Genomic DNA, 18,146 nt, shown 5'->3' on the forward strand with positions numbered 1-18,146 from the left:
CTTTTTTTTGAACCCTCGGACAAGTCCTCAAGTCCCCAGTAGTACCTGGCAACCACGGGATAACGCCGCAGCGCAGGGCTGCGAACGGCCAGGCCGGGCATCGCCCGCTGAGAATCCGTGTTCCCCAGACGAGAGGACTCGACCAATGGAACTGAAAGCATACCAACCCCGCCTCGCCTTCCTGCGCACGGGCCTGCTGATCGGCGCCAGCGCCCTGGTCCTGGCCGGCTGCGCCGGCAACCCGCCGAGCGAGCAGATGGCGGTCACCGAGTCGGCGGTCAACGCCGCGGTCAGCGCCGGCGGCCCGCAGTACGCGCCGGTGGAGACGAAATCCGCCCAGGACAAGCTCGCCCAGGCGCGCATCGCCCTCAACGACAAGGAGTACGAGCAGGCCAGGCGCCTGGCCCAGCAGGCCGAGTGGGACGCCCGCGTGGCCGAGCGCAAGTCGCAGGCGGTCAAGGCGCAGAACGCCGTCAAGGACGCCCAGCAGGGCGTGATGGAAATCCGCGAGGAAGGGCTGCAGAAGCTCCAGCAGCCACAGCAGTAGGCGCCCTTCCCCATTCCCCCCTCCGGATCATTAAGGACGACAGCCATGCGTAAACTCATCGCCCTCCCCGCCCTCTCCAGCCTGGCGCTGCTGCTGGCCGCCTGCGCCCACGAGCCCAACGCCAACCTGGAGAAGGCCCGCAGCGACTATTCCGCCCTGCAGGCGCAACCCCAGGCCACCCAGCTCGCGGCCCTGGAAACCAAGGACGCCGGCGACTGGCTGAGCAAGGCCGACAAGGCCTACCGCGACGGCGAGAAGCAGCAGGACGTGGACCAGCTGGCCTACCTGACGCAGCAGCGCATCAACCTGGCCAACCAGACCATCGCCCTGAAGACCGCCGAAGGGCAGTTGCAGAACACCGCGGCGCAACGCACCCAGGCCCGCCTGGACGTGCGCACCCAGCAGCTCAAGGACCTGCAGGCCAGGCAGACCCAGCGCGGCACCCTGGTGACCTTCGGCGACGTGCTCTTCGACCTCGACCGCGCCGACCTCAAGCCCGAGGCCAGCCACAACATCCAGCAACTGGCCAGCTACCTGCAGCAGAACCCCGAGCGCAAGGTACTGGTCGAGGGCTACACCGACAGCAGCGGCTCGGCCGGCTACAACCAGAGCCTGTCCGAGCGCCGCGCCGACTCGGTGCGCATGGCCCTGCTGGCCCAGGGCGTGGACCCGGCCCGGGTGACCACCCGCGGCTACGGCAAGGACTACCCGGTGGCGAGCAACGCCAGCTCCTCCGGCCGCGCACAGAACCGCCGGGTGGAAGTGACCATCTCCAACGACGCCAAGCCGGTGGTGCCGCGCTCGTCGGTGGATAGCGATTACTGACGCGGCTCTCCATGTAGGAGCGCGCCCTGCGCGCGATTCGCGGGCAGGGCCCGCTCCTACAGGTTACCGTGCAGCACATATCCCACCGTAGGAGCGGACCTTGTCCGCGATAGCCGGAACCACCGGCGCGCTTCGCGGATAAGATCCGCTCCTACACCGCCCCACCCACACCATTCCCATGTAGGAGCGCGCCCTGCGCGCGAATCGCGGGCAGGGCCCGCTCCTACATTGCCTGCCGGCGAGCATGGCTTTTCGTAGGAGCGAGCTTGCTCGCGAACCGCATGGCCCCGCGTTTATTCGCGAGCAAGCTCGCTCCTACGAAGAGCACCTCGGCGCAGTCGGCGCCTACGCACCACCCCGCAGCAGGCGCCGGTAGAGTTCAGCCATGTCCTCGGCGAAGGGCACCAGCAGCAGGCGTTGCAGGCTGCTGCCGGCGGGGCGCAGGCGGCGCAGTTCGCCGATGGCGATGCCGGCCGCCGCTTCCAGGGGATAGCCGTAGATGCCGCAGCTGATCGCCGGAAAGGCGATGCCTTCCAGCCCATGCGCTTCCGCCAGCGCCAGGCTGTTGCGGTAGCAGGCGGCGAGCAGCTCCGGCTCGCCGTGCCCGCCGCCGCGCCAGACCGGGCCGACGGTGTGGATGACGTGGGCGGCCGGCAGGCGGAAACCGGGGGTGATCTTCGCCTCGCCGGTCTCGCAGCCGCCCAGGGTGCGGCAATAAGCCACCAGCTCCGGGCCGGCGGCGCGGTGGATGGCGCCGTCCACGCCCCCGCCGCCGAGCAGCGAGGCGTTGGCGGCGTTGACGATGGCGTCGATGCGCAGGGTGGTGATGTCGCCCTGCCAGATGTGGATTTCGGGGTTGCTCATGGTCGCGCCCTCCGGGTTGCTCCCAGCCTAGCCCCGAACGCTGCCGTCAGTGCACCTGCTGCGGGGTTTCCTGGCCGGCGCAGCGCACGGCGTGCTTCTTGTTGTCCACCAGCACGCCGGAGAGGCCCTTCTGGGCGGTGTCGAACAGTACCAGCACGCCGTCGATGCATTGCGCGACCTGGGTGGCCGGCTCCAGGGACAGCTTCACGTCCTCCCCGGGGATGCTCTTGAGCATGGTGAACTCGGCCAGTAGCAGGGCGTCCTGCTCCTTGGCGAAGTGCAGGTAACCGTAGTACCAGAGGGTGCCGACACTGACGATGATGCTGCCGATGGCGGTGAGGATGTACGGGATCATATTGCGGTCGGTGCTGGTGGTCATGGCTTGCCCTGGGACTGGCTGGCCGGCTCGGCCGGCGGATCGGTGTTGGGGACTTCGGCCAGGCGGCGCAGGCCGCTGAAATGCTGCGGGTCATCGAGGAAGCGCAGCATCACTTCGCGCCAGGTCGGTTCGCCGAAGGTTTCCACGTGCCCGCCACGGGTCAGCTGGAAGACTTTCGGCGGCCGCGCCGCCTTGTACAGGCTCAGGCCGTTGTCCAGGGGCACGATGGTATCGTCGATGCTGTGAAAGAACAGCACGGGTGCGCCAGAAAGTCGCGGCATGGCGCGGATGGCGCTGTCGCCGTCGGGCACCAGCCAGGACAGCGGCACCTGCAGCGGCCAGGTCAGCCAGGCGGTGCCCAGGGTGTAGCGGGCCACCTCGCGGTAGCTGGCCGGCACGCCGTCGAGCACCACCGCCTTGAGCTGCTTCACCCGTTCGGGATGCTGCGCCAGGTAGTGCACACCCATGGCGCCGCCCAGGCTCTGGCCGAGCAGGACCAGCGGCTTGCCCTGGGCTTCCGGGGCCTTGTCCAGCCAGGCGAAGGCCGCGTCTATGTCGCGGTAGACATCGGGCAGGCGCGGCTCGCCCTGGGAATGGCCATAGCCGCGGTAGTCGATCATCAGCACCTGGTAGCCCTGCTCCGGCAGCCAGAAGGTGCCGCCCAGGTGCCAGGCCATGTTGCCGCCGTTGCCATGCAGGTGCAGCACCGTGCCCTTCACCGGCACGCCCGGCTTGGCCGGCAGCCACCAGCCGGCGAGCTTCACGCCGTCGGCGGTGGTCAGGGTGACGTCGCGGTATTCCAGCTTGGCCCGCTGCGGGGTGATGGCCACGTCGGGGCTGGGGTAGAACAGCAGCGAGCTGCAGCCGCCGAGCAGAAGCAGCAGGGACAGCGCGGCGGCCTTGAAGCGGTGGGTCATGGTCGGATCATCCTTGGGGCCGGGAACGCACGGCTTTTCGTAGGAGCGAGCTTGCTCGCGAATGGGCCCCGCTGCGGAGTCGGTTCGCGAGCAAGCTCGCTCCTACGAAGGGCATTTCGGCGCGGTCCCTAGAGGATATTCGCGTAGTCCGCCTCGATGCGGTCCAGGCTCAGGTGGTTGAGGAAGTTGGAGAAGCACATCCAGGCCGACAGCGCGTTGAGGTCGCGGAACTGCGGCGGCAGGTACTTCGGCGGCACCACCAGGCCCTCGTCGACCAGTTGGCGCAGGGTGCGCATGTCTTCCAGGGTGGCCTTGCCGCAGAACAGCAGCGGGATCTGCTCCAGCTTGCCCTTGCGCACGGCGAGCTGGATGTAGTTGTAGATGAGGATGAAGCCCTTCAGGTACGACAGGTCTTTGGTGAACGGCAGCCCGGCCGGGGTCGAGCCGCGGAACACCCGGCTGGCGTTCTGGTAGCTGCTTTCCTGGCTGTAGCCCTGCTCGCGGTAGAAGTGGAACACCTCGAGGAAGTTCGCGCCCTCCTCGGCCATGTGGATGGCGCGGGTGCGGTTGGTGAGCTTGCGCAGGCGCGTGGGGTAGGAGGCGAAGGCGATCACCTCCATGAGGATGGCCAGGCCTTCCTGGGTCACGGTGGAGGACGGCGGGCCCTTGGCCAGGAAGGTGCAGATCGGCTGGTTCTGCCCGTTCAGGGTGGTGCCCACGTGCACCAGGCCCTCGTGGACCTCCAGGGCGCGCACGTCGCGCTCGTTGAACATGGCGTCCGCCCGCACCTTGATGTAGTCGGCGCCGGCCGCGGCGTCGGCGACTATGCCGTCGGACTCGAACACGCGGATGGTGTCCTCGGCCTCGCCGAAGGTCTTGTTCAGGCGCTCCTGCAGCATGGCCACCGCTTCCTTGGCGGTGAGGGTCTTGGGCTCGTCCTTGAGGTCGCCGCGGTCGGCGATGTTGTTCAGGTAGTCCGAGAGCATCAGGCCGAGGTCGGCCAGGGTCGGGTCGCCGGCGTGGAAGGCGTCGGAGGCCGAGCCGTAGAGCTCCTGGGAGATCAGCCCGAAGTCCTGGGTGCCGCGCGCCTCGAGCATGCGGATGACCATGCGGTACTCGCGGCACATGCGCCGCATGATCTGCCCCACCGGGTTGAACTGGCCGAGCTGGCGGGTGATGTCGCGCTCCAGGTTCTGGAATTCCTGCTTCTTGGCATCGCCGTCGAAGGCCAGCGGGCGGCCGTCGTAGTAGCCGCGGTCGACCTTGGGCGCATGCTTGCCGCGGCCCTTGAGGAAGTCCGCGCGCACGCTGTCGTCCCACTTGATGGCGTCGAGCACGCGGATCGGCGTCTGCGCCTCCACCAGGCGGTCGGACAGGCCGCGGATGATCTGCTGGTACTCGCTGGGCGTGGCCTTCTTGCGCCGCAGGTTCATGGGCGTTCTCCCGGAGTCACTCGCTGGAAGCGTAGCGCTTCGCTGAAGACTTCGGCGTTGGCGGGGTCGTCCAGGTAGGCCAGGACGTCGCCCAGGGGGCTGGCCACCAGGGCGCCGGCGCCCTGCTCGCTGTCCACCTTCTGGCCCTGCAGGGTGCCCTTGGCCATGGCCTGGAGGACCTGCTCGACGTCCAGCGAGTAGACCACCAGCTCGTCCTTGTCGGTGATCTCGAAGCCGGCCAGCACGTAGTTGCCGCCCTGGCTCTTGGGCAGCCCGGCGGACAGGTACCAGCGCTGGCCGTGGTGGGCCACGGTGAAGGGCAGGTCTTCGGCGCTATCGGTGTTGCCGCTGTCGTCGTAGTAGCTGAAGGCGCGGTACAGGCCCTCGCCGGTGCGGCTGATCTCGAGGAACTGTTCCTCGCCGTACTCGTCGATCCGCGACCACTGGCCGAGCAACTGCGTGGGCGCGGCCTCCTTCGCCGGGATCGGCTCCTTGAAGGTCACCAGGCAGCCGCCGAGCAGGAGGATGCTCAACAGCAGCAAGGCGCGCCAGGCTTTCATCGAAGTCTCCTCAGGGGCCGCGGGCGGCACGCCATATGGGGTCGTCGGCGGGCTCAGAGGCCCAGCACCAGGTACAGGTAGCGGGTCAGGATGGCGCGCATCTCCACGGTGTCCAGGTGCTCCACGCCATCCAGCAGGCCCTGATACTCCATCTGCAGGATGATGGCCGTCAACACCTTGGCGTCCTGTTCCGGCTGCTGCGAGCCGAGCACCTCGAAGAAGTGCACCACGCCCAGGGAGAGAATGCGCCTGTGGCTCTGCGCCAGCTGTTCCAGGCGCGGGTTGAGCAGCGCCTCCTGGCGGAACGCCTGCTCGGCCAGCAGGTGCTCGCGGCGCTCGGTGAGCTGCACGCGCACGTACTGGATGGCCAGCTCGGCGATGCGGTCGGCCAGCTCGCGGCGCGCCTCGGGGCTGCCGGTGAGGCCGGCGGCCAGGGCCTGCAGGTCGCCCTCGACGCTGGCCCAGAAGGCCGACAGGGCCTCGGCGCTGCGTTCGACGAAGAGCGCGAAGGTGTCGGTGATGAGGTCGTCGATGTCCTTGAAGTAATAGGTGGTGGCCGACAGCGGCACGTCCGCCTCGGCCGCCACCGCCCGGTGGCGCACGGCCCGCACGCCCTCGCGGACGATGATGCGCATGGCCGCGTCGAGGATCGCCTGGCGGCGCTGCTCGCTGCCCTGGCGGGCGGCCTTGCGGCCCTGGTACCGGACACTCTCGGCCACCGCGCTGGCGGCCTGGGCGGCGCTGTCTCTGGGAACTGCTCGGGGCACGGTGTTTCCTCCGCTCGCGGGCGATGGCGCATTGTTCGGGCTTTTGCGCGGGGAATCAATCGGGGCGGGGTGCGTCCCGGGTATGTGGGTGTATGAGGTGGCCTCCGCGCCCTCTCCCCAGCCCTCTCCCTGAAGGGAGAGGGGGCTAGTCCGTGCCGGCTGAAAGCAAGGCTTCAGCCGGATGCCGCAACATCTGGCGAACTCCAGAGCATCCAAGCACACCGAAAGGTCCCTCTCTCTCGGGCGGTGTGCCTCCCGGGTATGTGGGTGCATGAGGTTGCCCCGGAACCCTCTCCCCAGCCCTCGCCTGCGCGTCCCGCCCAGAAGGGAGAGGGGGCTTGTCCGTGCCGAGAGGAGGAGTGGTTTCAGTCGGCAGCCTCTGTGCTAGCCGGCTAACGCCGAAACACCCGAACACTCCGAACGGTCCCCTCTCCCTTCAGGGAGAGGGTTAGGGAGAGGGCGCTCTCAAACCCAGCGCCCAAATCCCCGGCAAGCACCGTTCGCGAGCAAGCTCGCTCCGACGAAAAGCCCACAGACACGAAAAAGCCGCCCTAAGGCGGCTTCTTCTATTGTTCCGGCGCTTACGCCTGCGGGCGCATGTGCGGGAACAGGATCACGTCGCGGATCGACGGCGAGTTGGTCAGCAGCATCACCAGGCGGTCGATGCCGATGCCTTCGCCGGCGGTGGGCGGCATGCCGTATTCCAGGGCGTTGATGAAGTCGGCGTCGTAGTGCATCGCCTCGTCGTCACCGGCGTCCTTCTCCTTGACCTGCAGCATGAAGCGCTCGGCCTGGTCCTCGGCGTCGTTCAGCTCGGAGTAGGCGTTGGCGATCTCGCGGCCACCGATGAACAGCTCGAAGCGGTCGGTGACGCTCGGGTCCTGGTCGTTGCGGCGGGCCAGCGGGGAGACCTCGAAGGGGTACTGGGTGATGAAGTGCGGCTGTTCCAGCTTGTGCTCCACCAGCTCCTCGAAAATCATCACCTGCAGCTTGCCCAGGCCTTCGTGGCCGAGGACCTTGGCGCCGGCCTGCTTGGCGATCGCGCGGGCCTTGTCGACGTCCTGCAGGTCAGCCGCGGTGATGTCCGGGTTGTACTTGAGGATGGCGTCGAACACCGACAGGCGGGCGAACGGCTCGCCGAAGTGGAAGACCTTGTCGCCGTAGGGCACGTCGGTGGTGCCGAGCACCGCCTGGGCCAGCTCGCGGAACAGTTCCTCGGTCAGGTCCATGTTGTCTTCGTAGTCGGCGTAGGCCTGGTAGAACTCGAGCATGGTGAACTCGGGGTTGTGCCGGGTCGAGACGCCTTCGTTGCGGAAGTTGCGGTTGATCTCGAAGACCTTCTCGAAGCCACCGACCACCAGGCGCTTGAGGTACAGCTCCGGGGCGATGCGCAGGAACATGGCCATGTCCAGCGCGTTGTGGTGGGTGGCGAAGGGCTTGGCCGCGGCGCCGCCGGGGATGGTCTGCAGCATCGGGGTTTCCACTTCGAGGAAACCGCGGTCGCTGAGGAAGCGGCGGATGTGGGCGATCACCTGGGAACGCACGCGGAAGGTGTGGCGGGTTTCCTCGTTGACGATCAGGTCGACGTAGCGCTGGCGGTAGCGCTGCTCGGTGTCGGTCAGGCCGTGGTGCTTGTCCGGCAGCGGGCGCAGCGACTTGGTCAGCAGGCGCACGTCGTGCATGTCGACGTACAGGTCGCCCTTGCCGGAGCGGGCCAGCACGCCTTCGGCTCCGATGATGTCGCCCAGGTCCCAGGTCTTGATCTCGGCCAGGGTCTCTTCGGGCAGGGTCTTGCGGTTGACGTACACCTGCAGGCGGTCGCTGCTGTCCTGCAGGACGATGAAGGAACCGCGGTTGAGCATGATGCGACCGGCGACCTTGACCGGGATGGCTGCGGCTTCCAGCTCTTCCTTGGTCTTGTCGGCGTACTGCTTCTGCAGGTCCGCGAAGTAGCTGTCGCGGCGGAAGTCGTTGGGGAAGGCGATGGCCTTGGCCTCGCGCACGGCGGCAAGCTTTTCCTTGCGCTGGGCGATCAGCTTGTTTTCTTCCTGCTGCAGTTCGTGCTGGTCGAGTTGTTGGTCGCTCATGGTCGTTCTATCTGCCTGGCGTATCTTCAATTTGGGTTTATGGCGGGAACGGGCGGTCCCGTTCCCGCGAGGCGGGACGGGTCAGAGGCCCTGTTTCAGGCTGGCTTCCAGGTACTCGTCCAGGTCGCCGTCGAGCACCTTGTCGCAGTCGCTACGCTCGACGCCGGTGCGCAGGTCCTTGATCCGCGACTGGTCGAGCACGTAGGAGCGGATCTGGTGGCCCCAGCCGATGTCCGACTTGCTGTCTTCCAGGGCCTGGGACGCCGCGTTGCGCTTCTGCATCTCCTGCTCGTACAACCGGGCCCGCAGCATCTTCATGGCGGTGTCCCTGTTGGCGTGCTGGGAGCGTTCGTTCTGGCACGCCACCACGGTATTGGTCGGCACGTGGGTGATGCGCACCGCCGAATCGGTGGTGTTCACGTGCTGGCCGCCGGCGCCGGAGGAGCGATAGGTGTCGATGCGCAGGTCCGCCGGGTTGATCTCGATCTCGATGTTGTCGTCGATCTCGGGCGAGACGAACACCGCGGTGAACGAGGTGTGGCGGCGGTTGCCGGAGTCGAACGGGCTCTTGCGCACCAGGCGGTGCACGCCGATCTCGGTGCGCAGCCAGCCGAAGGCGTACTCGCCCTTGATGTGCACGGTGGCGCCCTTGATGCCGGCGACCTCGCCCTCGGACAGTTCGACGATCTCGGCATCGAAGCCGTGCTTGTCGGCCCAGCGCAGGTACATGCGCAGCAGCATGTTGGCCCAGTCCTGGGCCTCGGTGCCGCCGGAGCCGGCCTGGATGTCCAGGTAGGCGTTGTTCGGGTCCATCTCGCCGCTGAACATGCGGCGGAACTCCAGCTTCTCGAGGATCTCGCGCAGGCGCTCGACTTCGGTCGCGACGTCGTTGACGGCGCCTTCGTCGTTTTCCTCGACCGCCATGTCCAGCAGGTCGCTGGAGTCGGCCAGGCCGCCGGTCAGCTCGTCGAGGGTCTCGACGATCTGCGCCAGGGTGGCGCGCTCGCGGCCCAGGTTCTGGGCGTATTCGGGGTTGTTCCAGACGGCCGGGTCTTCCAGCTCGCGGTTCACTTCGACCAGACGATCATGCTTCAGATCGTAGTCAAAGATACCCCCGAATGGACTGGGTGCGGTCGGAGAGGTCCTTGATGCTGTTGAGGATCGGGTTGATTTCCATGACGGTCAGCACTCACGGGTAATGGCGTGGAAAAACCCGGAAGTATACCCGAGAAAGCCGCCCGTGGGCGGCTATGCGTCAGCCGGTCGGGCCGCCGTCCACCCCGACCTGGTTGCGCCCGCCGTGCTTGGCATTGTAGAGCGCGCGGTCGGCGTGCTCGATCAGCCGCAGGCAGCTTTCGCCCTGCCCCGGGGTGAGGGTCGCCACGCCGATGCTGACCGTCAGCACCGCGCCGGAGTCCGGCTCCTCGTGGGCGATGCCCAGGGCCTGCACGGTCAGCCGCAGCTTTTCCGCCAGCAGCCGTGCGCCGCCCGGCGAGGTGCCCGGGAGGATGATGGCGAACTCCTCGCCGCCGTAGCGCGCCGGCAGGTCGGAGGAACGCGCGCAGCTCTCGCGGATGGTGCCGGCGACGCGGCGCAGCGCCTCGTCGCCGGCGACGTGGCCGAAGGTGTCGTTGTAGGCCTTGAAGTGGTCGACGTCGATCAGCAGCAGCGACAGCTGGCTCTGCTCGCGCAGGGCGCGGCGCCATTCCATTTCCAGGTACTCGTCGAAGTGCCGGCGGTTGGACAGCCCGGTGAGGCCGTCGGAGTTCATCAGGCGCTGCAGCACCAGGTTGGTCTCCAGCAGCTTCTGCTGGCTCTCGCGCAGGGCGCGGTAGGCCTCGTCGCGCTGCTGCAGGGCCAGGTAGGAGCGCGAGTGGTAGCGCACCCGCGCCACCAGCTCGATGGCGTCGGGCAGCTTGACCAGGTAGTCGTTGGCCCCGGCGGCGAAGGCGGCGCTCTTGACCTGCGGCTCCTCCTTGGTCGACAGGACGATGATCGGGATGTCCCGCGTCTGCGGGTGGCGGCGGTACTGGCGCACCAGGTCGAGGCCGTCGGTGTCGGGCATCACCAGGTCCTGGAGGATCACCGTCGGGCGGATCTGCAGGGCCTGCTCGATGGCCTGGGTGGCGTCGGAGCAGAAGTGGAAGTCGATGCTGCCGTCGTCGGCCAGGGCGCGGCGCACGGCCTCGCCGATCATGGCCTGGTCGTCGACCAGCAGGACCATGACCGCGGTGTCGTCCGGGGTGATCAAGGGCTTCTCGCTATGGTTGGGATTCATCGTCGTTCTGGCGCCGCTGGCGCTCCCTCCGGAATGTCAGCCGTACAGTTCGCCCAGGCGCCGGGCGATGTCGCCCAGGGCGCGGATCTCGGTGGCGGCGCCGATCGCCGCGGCGGCCTTGGGCATGCCATAGACTGCGCTGCTGGCCTGGTCCTGGGCCAGCGTCAGGAAGCCGCGCTCACGCATGTGCTTGAGGCCCTGGGCGCCGTCGCGGCCCATGCCGGTGAGCAGGACGCCGGTGGCCTGGCCCACCCAATTGTCGGCCACGCTGTCGAAGAACACGTCGATCGAGGGCCGGTAGATGTGCCCGCAGGGTTCGGCGGTGTAGGCCAGCTCGCCGTTGCGTTGCAGGCGGATGTGGTCGTTGGTGCCGGCCAGCAGCACGCAGCCGGGCTGCGGCACCTCGCCGTTGCGCGCCAGGCGCACCGGGATGCTGGCCTGGCTGGCCAGCCATTCGGCCATGCCGGCGGCGAACACTTCGTCCACGTGCTGCACCACCACCATGGCCGCGGAAAAGCTCGCCGGCAGTTTGCCCAGCAGTTCGGCCAGGGCCGCCGGGCCGCCGGCCGAGGCGCCTACGGCCACCAGGCGGCGGGCCTTGGCGGGGTTGTCGCGCACGGCGACCTCGCTGCGCGGCCGGGCATTGCCCGGGGCCGACAGCCAGGCCAGGTTCTGCAGCTTGCGCAGCAGCGGGCGGGCCGCCTCCAGGGAGTCGCCGACGCCCAGCGCCGGGGTGTTCACCGCGTCCACCGCGCCGCAGCCCATGGCCTCGAACACCCGCGAGAGGTTCTGCTCCAGGTCCACGGTGACCACGATGATGGCGCAGGGCGAGGCGGCCATGATCCGCCGCGTGGCCTCGACGCCGTCCATCACCGGCATCAGCAGGTCCATCAGCACCACGTCGGGGGTCTGCGCGGCGCACATCTCCACCGCCTCGGCGCCGTTACCGGCCACCCAGAGCACGCGGTGCGAGGGTTCGAAGGCCAATGCGCGGCGCAATGCTTCCACGGCCAGCGGCATGTCATTGACGATGCCTATCCTCATCCCTGCGCCCCTCCGATCAAGTCGACCACCGCGTCCAGCAGGGCCTCGTCATGGAAACTGGCCTTGGCCAGGTAGTAGTCGGCGCCGGCATCGAGCCCGCGGCGGCGGTCCTCCTCGCGGTCCTTGTAGGACACGACCATGACCGGCAGGGCCTGCAGGCGGGCGTCGCGGCGGATCAACCCGACCAGTTCTATACCGTCCATGCGGGGCATGTCGATATCCGTGATGACCAGGTCGAAACGCTCCGAGCGCAGGGCGTTCCAGCCGTCCATGCCGTCCACCGCCACCGCCACGTCGTAGCCGCGGCCGGCCAGCAGCTTGCGCTCCAGTTCGCGCACCGTCAGCGAATCGTCCACCACCAGCACGCGCTTGCGCAGCATCGCGCCCTGGCGGTTGCCGGCGTCGATGCGCTCCAGGCGGCCGCTGGCCAGCAGCTTGTCCACCGAACGCAGCATGTCCTCGACGTCGAGGATCAGCACCGGGGTGCCATCGTCCAGCACGGCGCCGGCGGACACGTCCCGGACCTTGCCCAGGCGCGCGTCCAGCGGCATCACCACCAGGGTGCGCTCGCCGATGAAGCGCTCCACCGCCACGCCGTACAGGGTGTCGCGCTCGCGGATCAGCACCAGCGGGATGTCGCCTTCCGCCGCGCGGCCTTCCGGGCGCTGCAGCAGTTGGTGCGCCGCCACCAGGCCGACGTGCCGGCCCTCGTGCCAGAACTGCTGGCGGCCCTCGATCTGCACGATCTCCTCCACCGCCAGGCTGCGCATGCGCTCGATGTGCGCCAGGGGGAAGGCGTAGGCCTCGCCGCCGATCTCCACCACCAGGCTGCGCACCACCGAGAGGGTCAGCGGCACCTCGATGTGGAAATGGCTGCCCTGGCCCTGCACCTGCTCCATGCGGATGCCGCCGCGCAGCTGGCGCACCATGTGCTGCACGGCGTCCAGGCCGACGCCGCGGCCGGAGACCTCGGTGACCTGCTCGCGCAGGCTGAAGCCGGGCAGGAAGAGGAAGGCCAGCAGCTCTTCCTCGGACATCCGCGCCGCGGTGTCCGCGGTGGACAGGCCGCGGCGCACGATGCCTTCGCGCAGGCGCTGCAGGTCGACGCCGGCGCCGTCGTCGCGCAGGTCCAGCACCAGCATGCCGGCATGGTGCCGCGCCAGCAGGCGGATCAGCCCCTGCTCCGGCTTGCCGGCCCGGCGCCGCGCGTCCGGCATCTCGATGCCGTGGTCGACGGCGTTGCGCAGCAGGTGCGTCAGCGGCGCCTCGAGTTTTTCCAGGACCTCGCGGTCCACCTGGGTGGACACCCCGTCCACCTCCAGGCGCACCGGCTTGCCCAGTTCGCGGCCGAGGTCGCGGACCATCCGCGCCTGGCCGCCGAGCACGTCGGCGAAGGGCCGCATGCGGCAGGCCAGGGCGCTGTCGTAGAGGGTCTGGGCGCGCTGCGAGGTGGTCCAGGCGAATTCGTCCAGCTCGGCCATCTGTTCGCCCAGCAGTTGCTGGCATTCGCCCACCAGGCGCCGCGCATCGGCGAGGAAGGCCTGGGCCTGCGGGTCGAGGGTGGCGCCGGCGGCGTCGCGGGCGCCGTCGAGCAGGCGGCTGGCGGTGGCCTGCAGGCGCTTCAGGCGCTGCATCGAGGCCAGTTGCGGTTGCAGGCGCTGGGAATCGACCAGGGCCTTGCTGGACAGGTCGAGCAACTGGTTCAGGCGCTCGGCGGTGACGCGCAGCACCCGCCCCGTGCCCTCCTCGCCCGGGCTGCGCGGGTTCGCGACTGCGGCAGGTTCGGGCGGCGGCTCGGCGGCCTCGGGCGGCTGCGGCACCGGCGGCGCGGCTTCGGCGGGAGCGGGCGCCGGCGTGGCGGGCGGCGCCTTGGCTTGCGCCGTCTCCCCGCCCAGCAGGCCCTGCAGGCGCAACACCAGGTCCGGCACCGCCGCGCGCGCCGCGGCGGCCCGCTCGGGCTGGACGTCGGCGATGTGCAGCAGGATGTCGGTGCCGGCCAGCAAGGCATCTATATGCTCCGCCCCCAGCAGCAGGCGGCCGTCCTGGGCGGCCACCAGGCATTCCTCCATGACGTGGGCCACCTGCACGCCTTCGTCCAGGCCGACGATGCGCGCGGCGCCCTTGAGCGAATGCGCGGCACGCATGCAGGCTTCCAGCCGGGTGGCCTGGCGCGGCTCGCGCTCCAGCGCCAGCAGGCCCTGGCCGAGGGCCTGGGCCTGGGCTTCGGCCTCCAGGCGGAAGAGTTCCAGCAGCGAGGCGTCCTTCATCTGCTCGGGGGTCATGCCAGGCTCCGGGCGGCGGCGGCCAGCAGGGCCTGGTGGTCGAGCAGGCGCACGCTGCGCTCGCGCCACTTCAGCACGTCATGGGTGAAACGGCTGCCGGCCGCCGCGGCGGCGCGCGCCTGGCCCGGCGCCAGCGGGTGGATGCCGTCCACCTCGTCCACCGGCGTCAGCACCGGCCCGCTGTCGGTGGCCAGCACCAGCATGCGCGGCCGGCGGCGCCCCTCGTCCTCGCGCGGGGCGGAGGGCGCCAGGCCGAGCAGTTCGGCCAGCGACAGGCAGGCGACGAGGGTGCCATGGACGTTGGCCACGCCCAGCAAGACCGGCGAGCGCTGGTGCGGCAGCGAATGCACCGGGCAGTTCGGCGCCACCTCCGTCAGCGCCAGGGTGCGCAGGGCCAGCCATTCCTCGCCGATGCGGAACAGCAGGTAGGCATCGCCCGGCGGCGCCTCCTCGCCGACGCTGGCGACATGCTCGCTCTCCGAGCCCAGGGCATAGCGGTCCAGCAGGCGCACGGCGGCGCTGGCATGGACCGGGCAGTTGCGGCAGTGGATGTGCTCGGCCAGCCGCGGGCAGGACTTGTCGCCGCGAATGCCGATGCGGTTCCAGCAGTCGTCCACGGCCTGGCCGGCCGCCTCGGGGTGCAGGTGGTAGCGCTGCTCAGGCATCGCGCTTCACTCCTCGCGCGGCGCGCTCCTGCAGGCGCCGCGCACCTTCCAGGTCACCGCGGGCGGCCAGCAGGGCGGCCAGTTGCAGCAGGCTCTCCTGGTGGTCGGGCTGCAGGTACAGCGCCTTGCGGTAGTAGCCCTGGGCCTGTTCGCCCTGCCCTTCGGCGTCGGCCAGCAGGCCCAGCCAGTAATAGGCCTGGGCCGCCGGGCCGTGCTGGGCGAGGTATGCCTCGCAGGCGGCGCGGGCCTGGGCCGCCTGGCCCTGGTTGGCCAGCCGGGCGATTTCCGCCAGGCCCTGTTCGGCGCCGCTCGGCACCGTGGCCGGCACCGGCCTGGCCGGCGCGGGGGGCGGCGCTCGCCGTGGCGATGGGCGTGGCGACACGGCCACCGGTGGCGGGCGCGGGGCGCTGCGCGGCCTGGGCGCCGGCGCTTCGGGCTCCGCAGCCATGCGCAGGAAGGCGAAGGACTGCGGCACGCCCAGCGCGCGCAGCCCCGTGCGCGACATCAGGCTGGCCTCGGCCGGGCCGATGAACAGCGCGCCGTCCTCGCGCACCAGGCGCAGCAGCACCTGCACGGCGCGTTCCTGGGTGTCGCGGTCGAAATAGATCAGCAGGTTGCGGCAGAACAGGAAGTCGTAGGGCGACTCCTCGGCCAGCAGGCCGGGCGCCAGCAGGTTGCCGCGGCGCAGGCGCACGCGGCGACGCACCCGTTCGTCGAGCCGGTAGTCGGGGCCCTCGGCATGGAAGTAGCGGTCGCGGAAGCCCAGTTCGCTGCCGCGGAACGAATTGCGCCCGTACACGCCATGGGCCGCGCGCTCCAGCGAGGCCGGGCTGACGTCCAGGGCGTCGATCTGGAAGGCCGCCTCCGGCAGCCCGGCGTCGAGCAGGGCCATGGCGATGGAGTACGGCTCCTCGCCGGTGGAACAGGGCAGGCTGAGCAGGCGCAGCGGCCGCGCGCCGGCCAGTTCCAGTTGCCGGCTCAGGGCCAGGCGGCCGAGGGCGGCGAAGGATTCGGGGTAGCGGAAGAACCAGGTCTCCGGGACTATCACCGCCTCGATCAGCGCCTGCTGTTCCTCGGCGGAGCCCTGCAGGCGCTGCCAGTAGGCCTCCAGGTCGCCGCCGCTGGTGCGGTTGGCGCACTGGCGCACGGCGCGGGCGATGACCGCATCGCCCACCGACTCCGCGTCCAGGCCGATGCGTGCCTTGAGCAACTGGCTGAAACGGGCGTCGCTCATGGCCGTTCACCTTCGGCCAGGAGCCGCTCGCGCACGTGCTCGGGCAGCAGTTCGTCCACCTGCACGCGTTGCAGCAGGCCCTCGGCGTCTTCCAGCACCGGCCCCAGGTAGCGGGCCTCGCCGCGCTCCAGGCCGTAGTCGCGGAAGGCCGCCGGGTCGCGGCGCAGGGTCTGGCTGGCCTGTTCCAGGATCAGCCCCAGGCGCCGCTGCGGGCCGCTGCCGGCGAAGCGGTAGTCGACCAGCACCAGGCGCGTGCTGGTGTGCCGCGGCGCCGGGCGGCCGCAGGCGATCTGGCTGAGGTCGAGCACCGGCAGCAGCTCGCCGCGGTGGACGAACAGCCCGGCCACCCAGGCCGGCGCCTCGGGCACCTGCTTGAAGCGCTGCAGCGGCAGGACCTCGACGATCTCGCGCACGTCCAGCGCATAGCGGTCGGCGCCCAGGCGGAACTGCAGGTAGAGCCGCCCGCCGGCCTCAGACCTTGAAGCGGGAGACGCCATTGCGCAGTCCATTGGCCACAAGGTTCAGCTCGTCGATGGCGAAACCGGCCTGGCGCAGCGACTCCACGGTCTGCCCGGTTGCCTCGCCCAGCTGCACCAGGGCCTGGTTGATCTGCTCGGCGCCGGTGGCCTGCGCCTGCATGCCTTCGTTGACCATCTGCACCCGCGGCGCCAGGGCCTGCACCTGCTGGATGATCTGCGTCAGCTGCTCGCCGACCTGGCCGACCTCGGCGATGCCGCGGCGCACCTCCTCGGAGAACTTGTCCATGCCCATCACCCCGGCGGACACCGCCGACTGGATCTCGCGGACCATCTGCTCGATGTCGTAGGTGGCCACCGCGGTCTGGTCGGCCAGGCGGCGCACCTCGGTGGCCACCACGGCGAAGCCGCGGCCGTACTCGCCGGCCTTCTCCGCCTCGATGGCGGCGTTGAGCGACAGCAGGTTGGTCTGGTCGGCGACCTTGACGATGGTGGTGACCACCTGGTTGATGTTGCCGGCGCGCTCGTTGAGGATCGCAAGCTTGGCGTTGACCAGCTCGGCGGCGCCCATCACCTGGTGCATGGTCTCTTCCATGCGGGCCAGACCCAGCTGGCCGGAGCCGGCCAGGGTGGAGGTCTGCTCGGCGGCGCTGGACACCTCGGTCATGGTGCGCACCAGGTCCCGCGAGGTGGCGGCGATCTCCCGCGAGGTGGCGCCGATCTCGGTGGTGGTGGCCGCGGTCTCGGTGGCGGTGGCCTGCTGCTGCTTGGAGGTGGCGGCGATCTCGGTGACCGAGGTGGTGACCTGGATGGCCGAGCGCTGCGCCTGCGCCACCAGGGCCTTGAGTTCCTCGGCCATGCCGTTGAAGCCGCTCTCGATCACCCCGAACTCGTCGTTGCGCGCCAGCGCCAGGCGCGCGGTGAGGTCGCCGCCGCTCATGGTCTGGAGGGTCTTCACCACCTGCTCCACCGGGCCGGTGATGGCGCGCATCAGCAGCAGGCCGAGGACGCCGGCGGCGAAGATCGCCAGCAGCAGCGAGACCAGCATGGTGACCTCGGCCACCTCGACCTGGTGGACGATGCCGATGGCAGCGGAATCGGCGATCTGCTTGTTCAGCGAGATCAGCTCGTTGAGCGTCTGCCGGCCCTTCTCCCAGGCCGGCAGCAGTTCATTCAGCAGGGCGCGGCGGGCGGCCTCGTGATCCTTGTCGTAGAGGTCCAGCAGTTGCTCCAGCTGCCCGTGGAAGTCCACCGCCTGCTGCTTGTAGCGGTTCAGCAGCTCACGGTCGGACGACTCGTGCACGGTGGATTCATAGGCGGCGATGCGCTGCTGCAGGGTCTCGTGCAGCTCGCGGAAGCCCTGGCGGCCGGCGGCATCCAGCGGCTTGCCGTCGCCCAGGCCGACCAGCGCCTGGGTGCGCAGCATGGTGTCGGTCCAGGACGAACGCACCGTGGTCAGGGCATAGGTGCCCGGCATGGCGTCGGAGCTGACGCGGCGCGAATCGCGCTCGACGGTGAGCAGGGTGATGTAGGAAACCACCACCATCAGCAACATGATCGCGATCACGACCGCGAAGCTGGCCAGGATACGTCGGCGGAGCGTCCAATTCTTCACAGCAATCCCCTGGTGGTGGCCGGCTATCTGACAGGCAAACCTTCAGATGAAGGCTGATCGGAGTCAGCCTTCTCTTCAGTTCTAGCGGAAAAACGCCGCATATATTATCCGTAACGGCTAATTTTCGGCGTCATTATTCCGAAGCGACTAATACCCGGCCAGCCCCTCCCCCA

Annotated in this window: 17 protein-coding genes; 2 read left to right on the forward strand and 15 right to left on the reverse strand. The window is 69.4% G+C overall.

What is annotated here, in order from left to right:
- The first annotated feature begins 145 nt into the window (after positions 1-145).
- Together DK254_RS20340 and DK254_RS20345 are read left to right on the forward strand one after the other, a co-directional pair.
- Complete coding sequence (locus DK254_RS20340) at positions 146-547, forward strand: DUF4398 domain-containing protein (RefSeq protein ID WP_109935215.1); 402 nt, start codon at positions 146-148, stop codon at positions 545-547.
- A gap of 45 nt (positions 548-592) precedes the next feature.
- Complete coding sequence (locus DK254_RS20345) at positions 593-1,372, forward strand: OmpA family protein (protein WP_109935216.1); 780 nt, start codon at positions 593-595, stop codon at positions 1,370-1,372.
- A 345-nt stretch (positions 1,373-1,717) separates the two neighbouring features.
- On the opposite strand, the gene DK254_RS20350 is transcribed toward DK254_RS20345, so the two are convergent.
- The 15 genes from DK254_RS20350 to DK254_RS20420 all read right to left on the reverse strand — a co-directional run bounded on the left by DK254_RS20350 (position 1,718) and on the right by DK254_RS20420 (position 17,973).
- Positions 1,718-2,236, reverse strand: a complete 519-nt coding sequence (locus tag DK254_RS20350) for an O-acetyl-ADP-ribose deacetylase (protein ID WP_109935217.1) — start codon at positions 2,234-2,236, stop codon at positions 1,718-1,720.
- A 46-nt stretch (positions 2,237-2,282) separates the two neighbouring features.
- Positions 2,283-2,615, reverse strand: a complete 333-nt coding sequence (locus tag DK254_RS20355) for a hypothetical protein (protein WP_109935218.1) — start codon at positions 2,613-2,615, stop codon at positions 2,283-2,285.
- On the reverse strand, positions 2,612-3,532 hold the full coding sequence (locus DK254_RS20360) for an alpha/beta hydrolase (protein WP_109935219.1): 921 nt from the start codon (positions 3,530-3,532) through the stop codon (positions 2,612-2,614). The genes DK254_RS20355 and DK254_RS20360 overlap by 4 nt, the downstream gene beginning before the upstream one ends.
- Positions 3,533-3,660: 128 nt before the next feature.
- Positions 3,661-4,965: a flavohemoglobin expression-modulating QEGLA motif protein gene (locus tag DK254_RS20365; RefSeq protein ID WP_109935220.1), complete on the reverse strand. Its 1,305-nt coding sequence runs from the start codon at positions 4,963-4,965 to the stop codon at positions 3,661-3,663.
- The gene (locus DK254_RS20370; protein WP_109935221.1) at positions 4,962-5,525 is read right to left on the reverse strand and encodes a hypothetical protein; all 564 of its coding nucleotides are present in this window, start codon (positions 5,523-5,525) and stop codon (positions 4,962-4,964) included. The genes DK254_RS20365 and DK254_RS20370 overlap by 4 nt, the downstream gene beginning before the upstream one ends.
- 53 nt (positions 5,526-5,578) lie before the next feature.
- Positions 5,579-6,292 (reverse strand): TetR/AcrR family transcriptional regulator, encoded by a 714-nt coding sequence (locus DK254_RS20375; RefSeq protein ID WP_089391517.1) that lies wholly within the window; start codon positions 6,290-6,292, stop codon positions 5,579-5,581.
- Between the two features lie 581 nt (positions 6,293-6,873).
- On the reverse strand, positions 6,874-8,379 hold the full coding sequence (gene lysS, locus DK254_RS20380; protein WP_109935222.1) for a lysine--tRNA ligase: 1,506 nt from the start codon (positions 8,377-8,379) through the stop codon (positions 6,874-6,876).
- Positions 8,380-8,460: 81 nt separating this feature from the next.
- A protein-coding gene (gene prfB / locus DK254_RS20385; protein WP_109935223.1) for a peptide chain release factor 2 occupies positions 8,461-9,556 on the reverse strand; the annotation gives its coding sequence in 2 pieces (ribosomal slippage) (positions 8,461-9,483 and positions 9,485-9,556; 1,095 coding nt in all).
- A 78-nt stretch (positions 9,557-9,634) separates the two neighbouring features.
- A complete protein-coding gene (locus DK254_RS20390) occupies positions 9,635-10,657 on the reverse strand; it encodes a PleD family two-component system response regulator (RefSeq protein ID WP_109935224.1) in 1,023 nt (340 codons plus the stop codon).
- 36 nt (positions 10,658-10,693) lie between these two features.
- On the reverse strand, positions 10,694-11,701 hold the full coding sequence (locus DK254_RS20395; protein WP_109935225.1) for a chemotaxis response regulator protein-glutamate methylesterase: 1,008 nt from the start codon (positions 11,699-11,701) through the stop codon (positions 10,694-10,696).
- Entirely contained in the window at positions 11,698-13,983 is a 2,286-nt protein-coding gene (locus tag DK254_RS20400) for a hybrid sensor histidine kinase/response regulator (protein ID WP_109935226.1), read from the reverse strand. The genes DK254_RS20395 and DK254_RS20400 overlap by 4 nt, the downstream gene beginning before the upstream one ends.
- On the reverse strand, positions 13,980-14,648 hold the full coding sequence (locus tag DK254_RS20405) for a chemotaxis protein CheW (protein ID WP_109935227.1): 669 nt from the start codon (positions 14,646-14,648) through the stop codon (positions 13,980-13,982). Before DK254_RS20405 ends, DK254_RS20400 begins: the two co-directional genes overlap by 4 nt.
- Entirely contained in the window at positions 14,641-15,882 is a 1,242-nt protein-coding gene (locus tag DK254_RS20410) for a CheR family methyltransferase (RefSeq protein ID WP_109935228.1), read from the reverse strand. The genes DK254_RS20405 and DK254_RS20410 overlap by 8 nt, the downstream gene beginning before the upstream one ends.
- The gene (locus tag DK254_RS20415; protein ID WP_109935229.1) at positions 15,879-16,379 is read right to left on the reverse strand and encodes a chemotaxis protein CheW; all 501 of its coding nucleotides are present in this window, start codon (positions 16,377-16,379) and stop codon (positions 15,879-15,881) included. Before DK254_RS20415 ends, DK254_RS20410 begins: the two co-directional genes overlap by 4 nt.
- Positions 16,354-17,973, reverse strand: coding sequence for a methyl-accepting chemotaxis protein (locus DK254_RS20420; RefSeq protein WP_109935230.1), 1,620 nt, complete (start codon positions 17,971-17,973; stop codon positions 16,354-16,356). Before DK254_RS20420 ends, DK254_RS20415 begins: the two co-directional genes overlap by 26 nt.
- Positions 17,974-18,146 lie beyond the last annotated feature (173 nt).

The sequence above is a fragment of the Pseudomonas sp. RW407 genome (assembly GCF_003176655.1).
GTDB classification, from domain to species: domain Bacteria; phylum Pseudomonadota; class Gammaproteobacteria; order Pseudomonadales; family Pseudomonadaceae; genus Pseudomonas; species Pseudomonas delhiensis.

Coding starts and splice junctions, on each gene's coding strand:
- DK254_RS20350 (WP_109935217.1), bottom strand. CDS start 2,236: ATGAGCAACCCCGAAATCCACATCTGGCAGGGCGACATCACCACCCTG.
- DK254_RS20395 (WP_109935225.1), bottom strand. CDS start 11,701: ATGAGGATAGGCATCGTCAATGACATGCCGCTGGCCGTGGAAGCATTG.
- DK254_RS20405 (WP_109935227.1), bottom strand. CDS start 14,648: ATGCCTGAGCAGCGCTACCACCTGCACCCCGAGGCGGCCGGCCAGGCC.
- DK254_RS20415 (WP_109935229.1), bottom strand. CDS start 16,379: ATGGCGTCTCCCGCTTCAAGGTCTGAGGCCGGCGGGCGGCTCTACCTG.
- DK254_RS20400 (WP_109935226.1), bottom strand. CDS start 13,983: ATGACCCCCGAGCAGATGAAGGACGCCTCGCTGCTGGAACTCTTCCGC.
- DK254_RS20410 (WP_109935228.1), bottom strand. CDS start 15,882: ATGAGCGACGCCCGTTTCAGCCAGTTGCTCAAGGCACGCATCGGCCTG.
- DK254_RS20390 (WP_109935224.1), bottom strand. CDS start 10,657: ATGAATCCCAACCATAGCGAGAAGCCCTTGATCACCCCGGACGACACC.
- DK254_RS20355 (WP_109935218.1), bottom strand. CDS start 2,615: ATGACCACCAGCACCGACCGCAATATGATCCCGTACATCCTCACCGCC.
- lysS (WP_109935222.1), bottom strand. CDS start 8,379: ATGAGCGACCAACAACTCGACCAGCACGAACTGCAGCAGGAAGAAAAC.
- DK254_RS20370 (WP_109935221.1), bottom strand. CDS start 5,525: ATGAAAGCCTGGCGCGCCTTGCTGCTGTTGAGCATCCTCCTGCTCGGC.
- DK254_RS20360 (WP_109935219.1), bottom strand. CDS start 3,532: ATGACCCACCGCTTCAAGGCCGCCGCGCTGTCCCTGCTGCTTCTGCTC.
- DK254_RS20345 (WP_109935216.1), top strand. CDS start 593: ATGCGTAAACTCATCGCCCTCCCCGCCCTCTCCAGCCTGGCGCTGCTG.
- DK254_RS20340 (WP_109935215.1), top strand. CDS start 146: ATGGAACTGAAAGCATACCAACCCCGCCTCGCCTTCCTGCGCACGGGC.
- DK254_RS20365 (WP_109935220.1), bottom strand. CDS start 4,965: ATGAACCTGCGGCGCAAGAAGGCCACGCCCAGCGAGTACCAGCAGATC.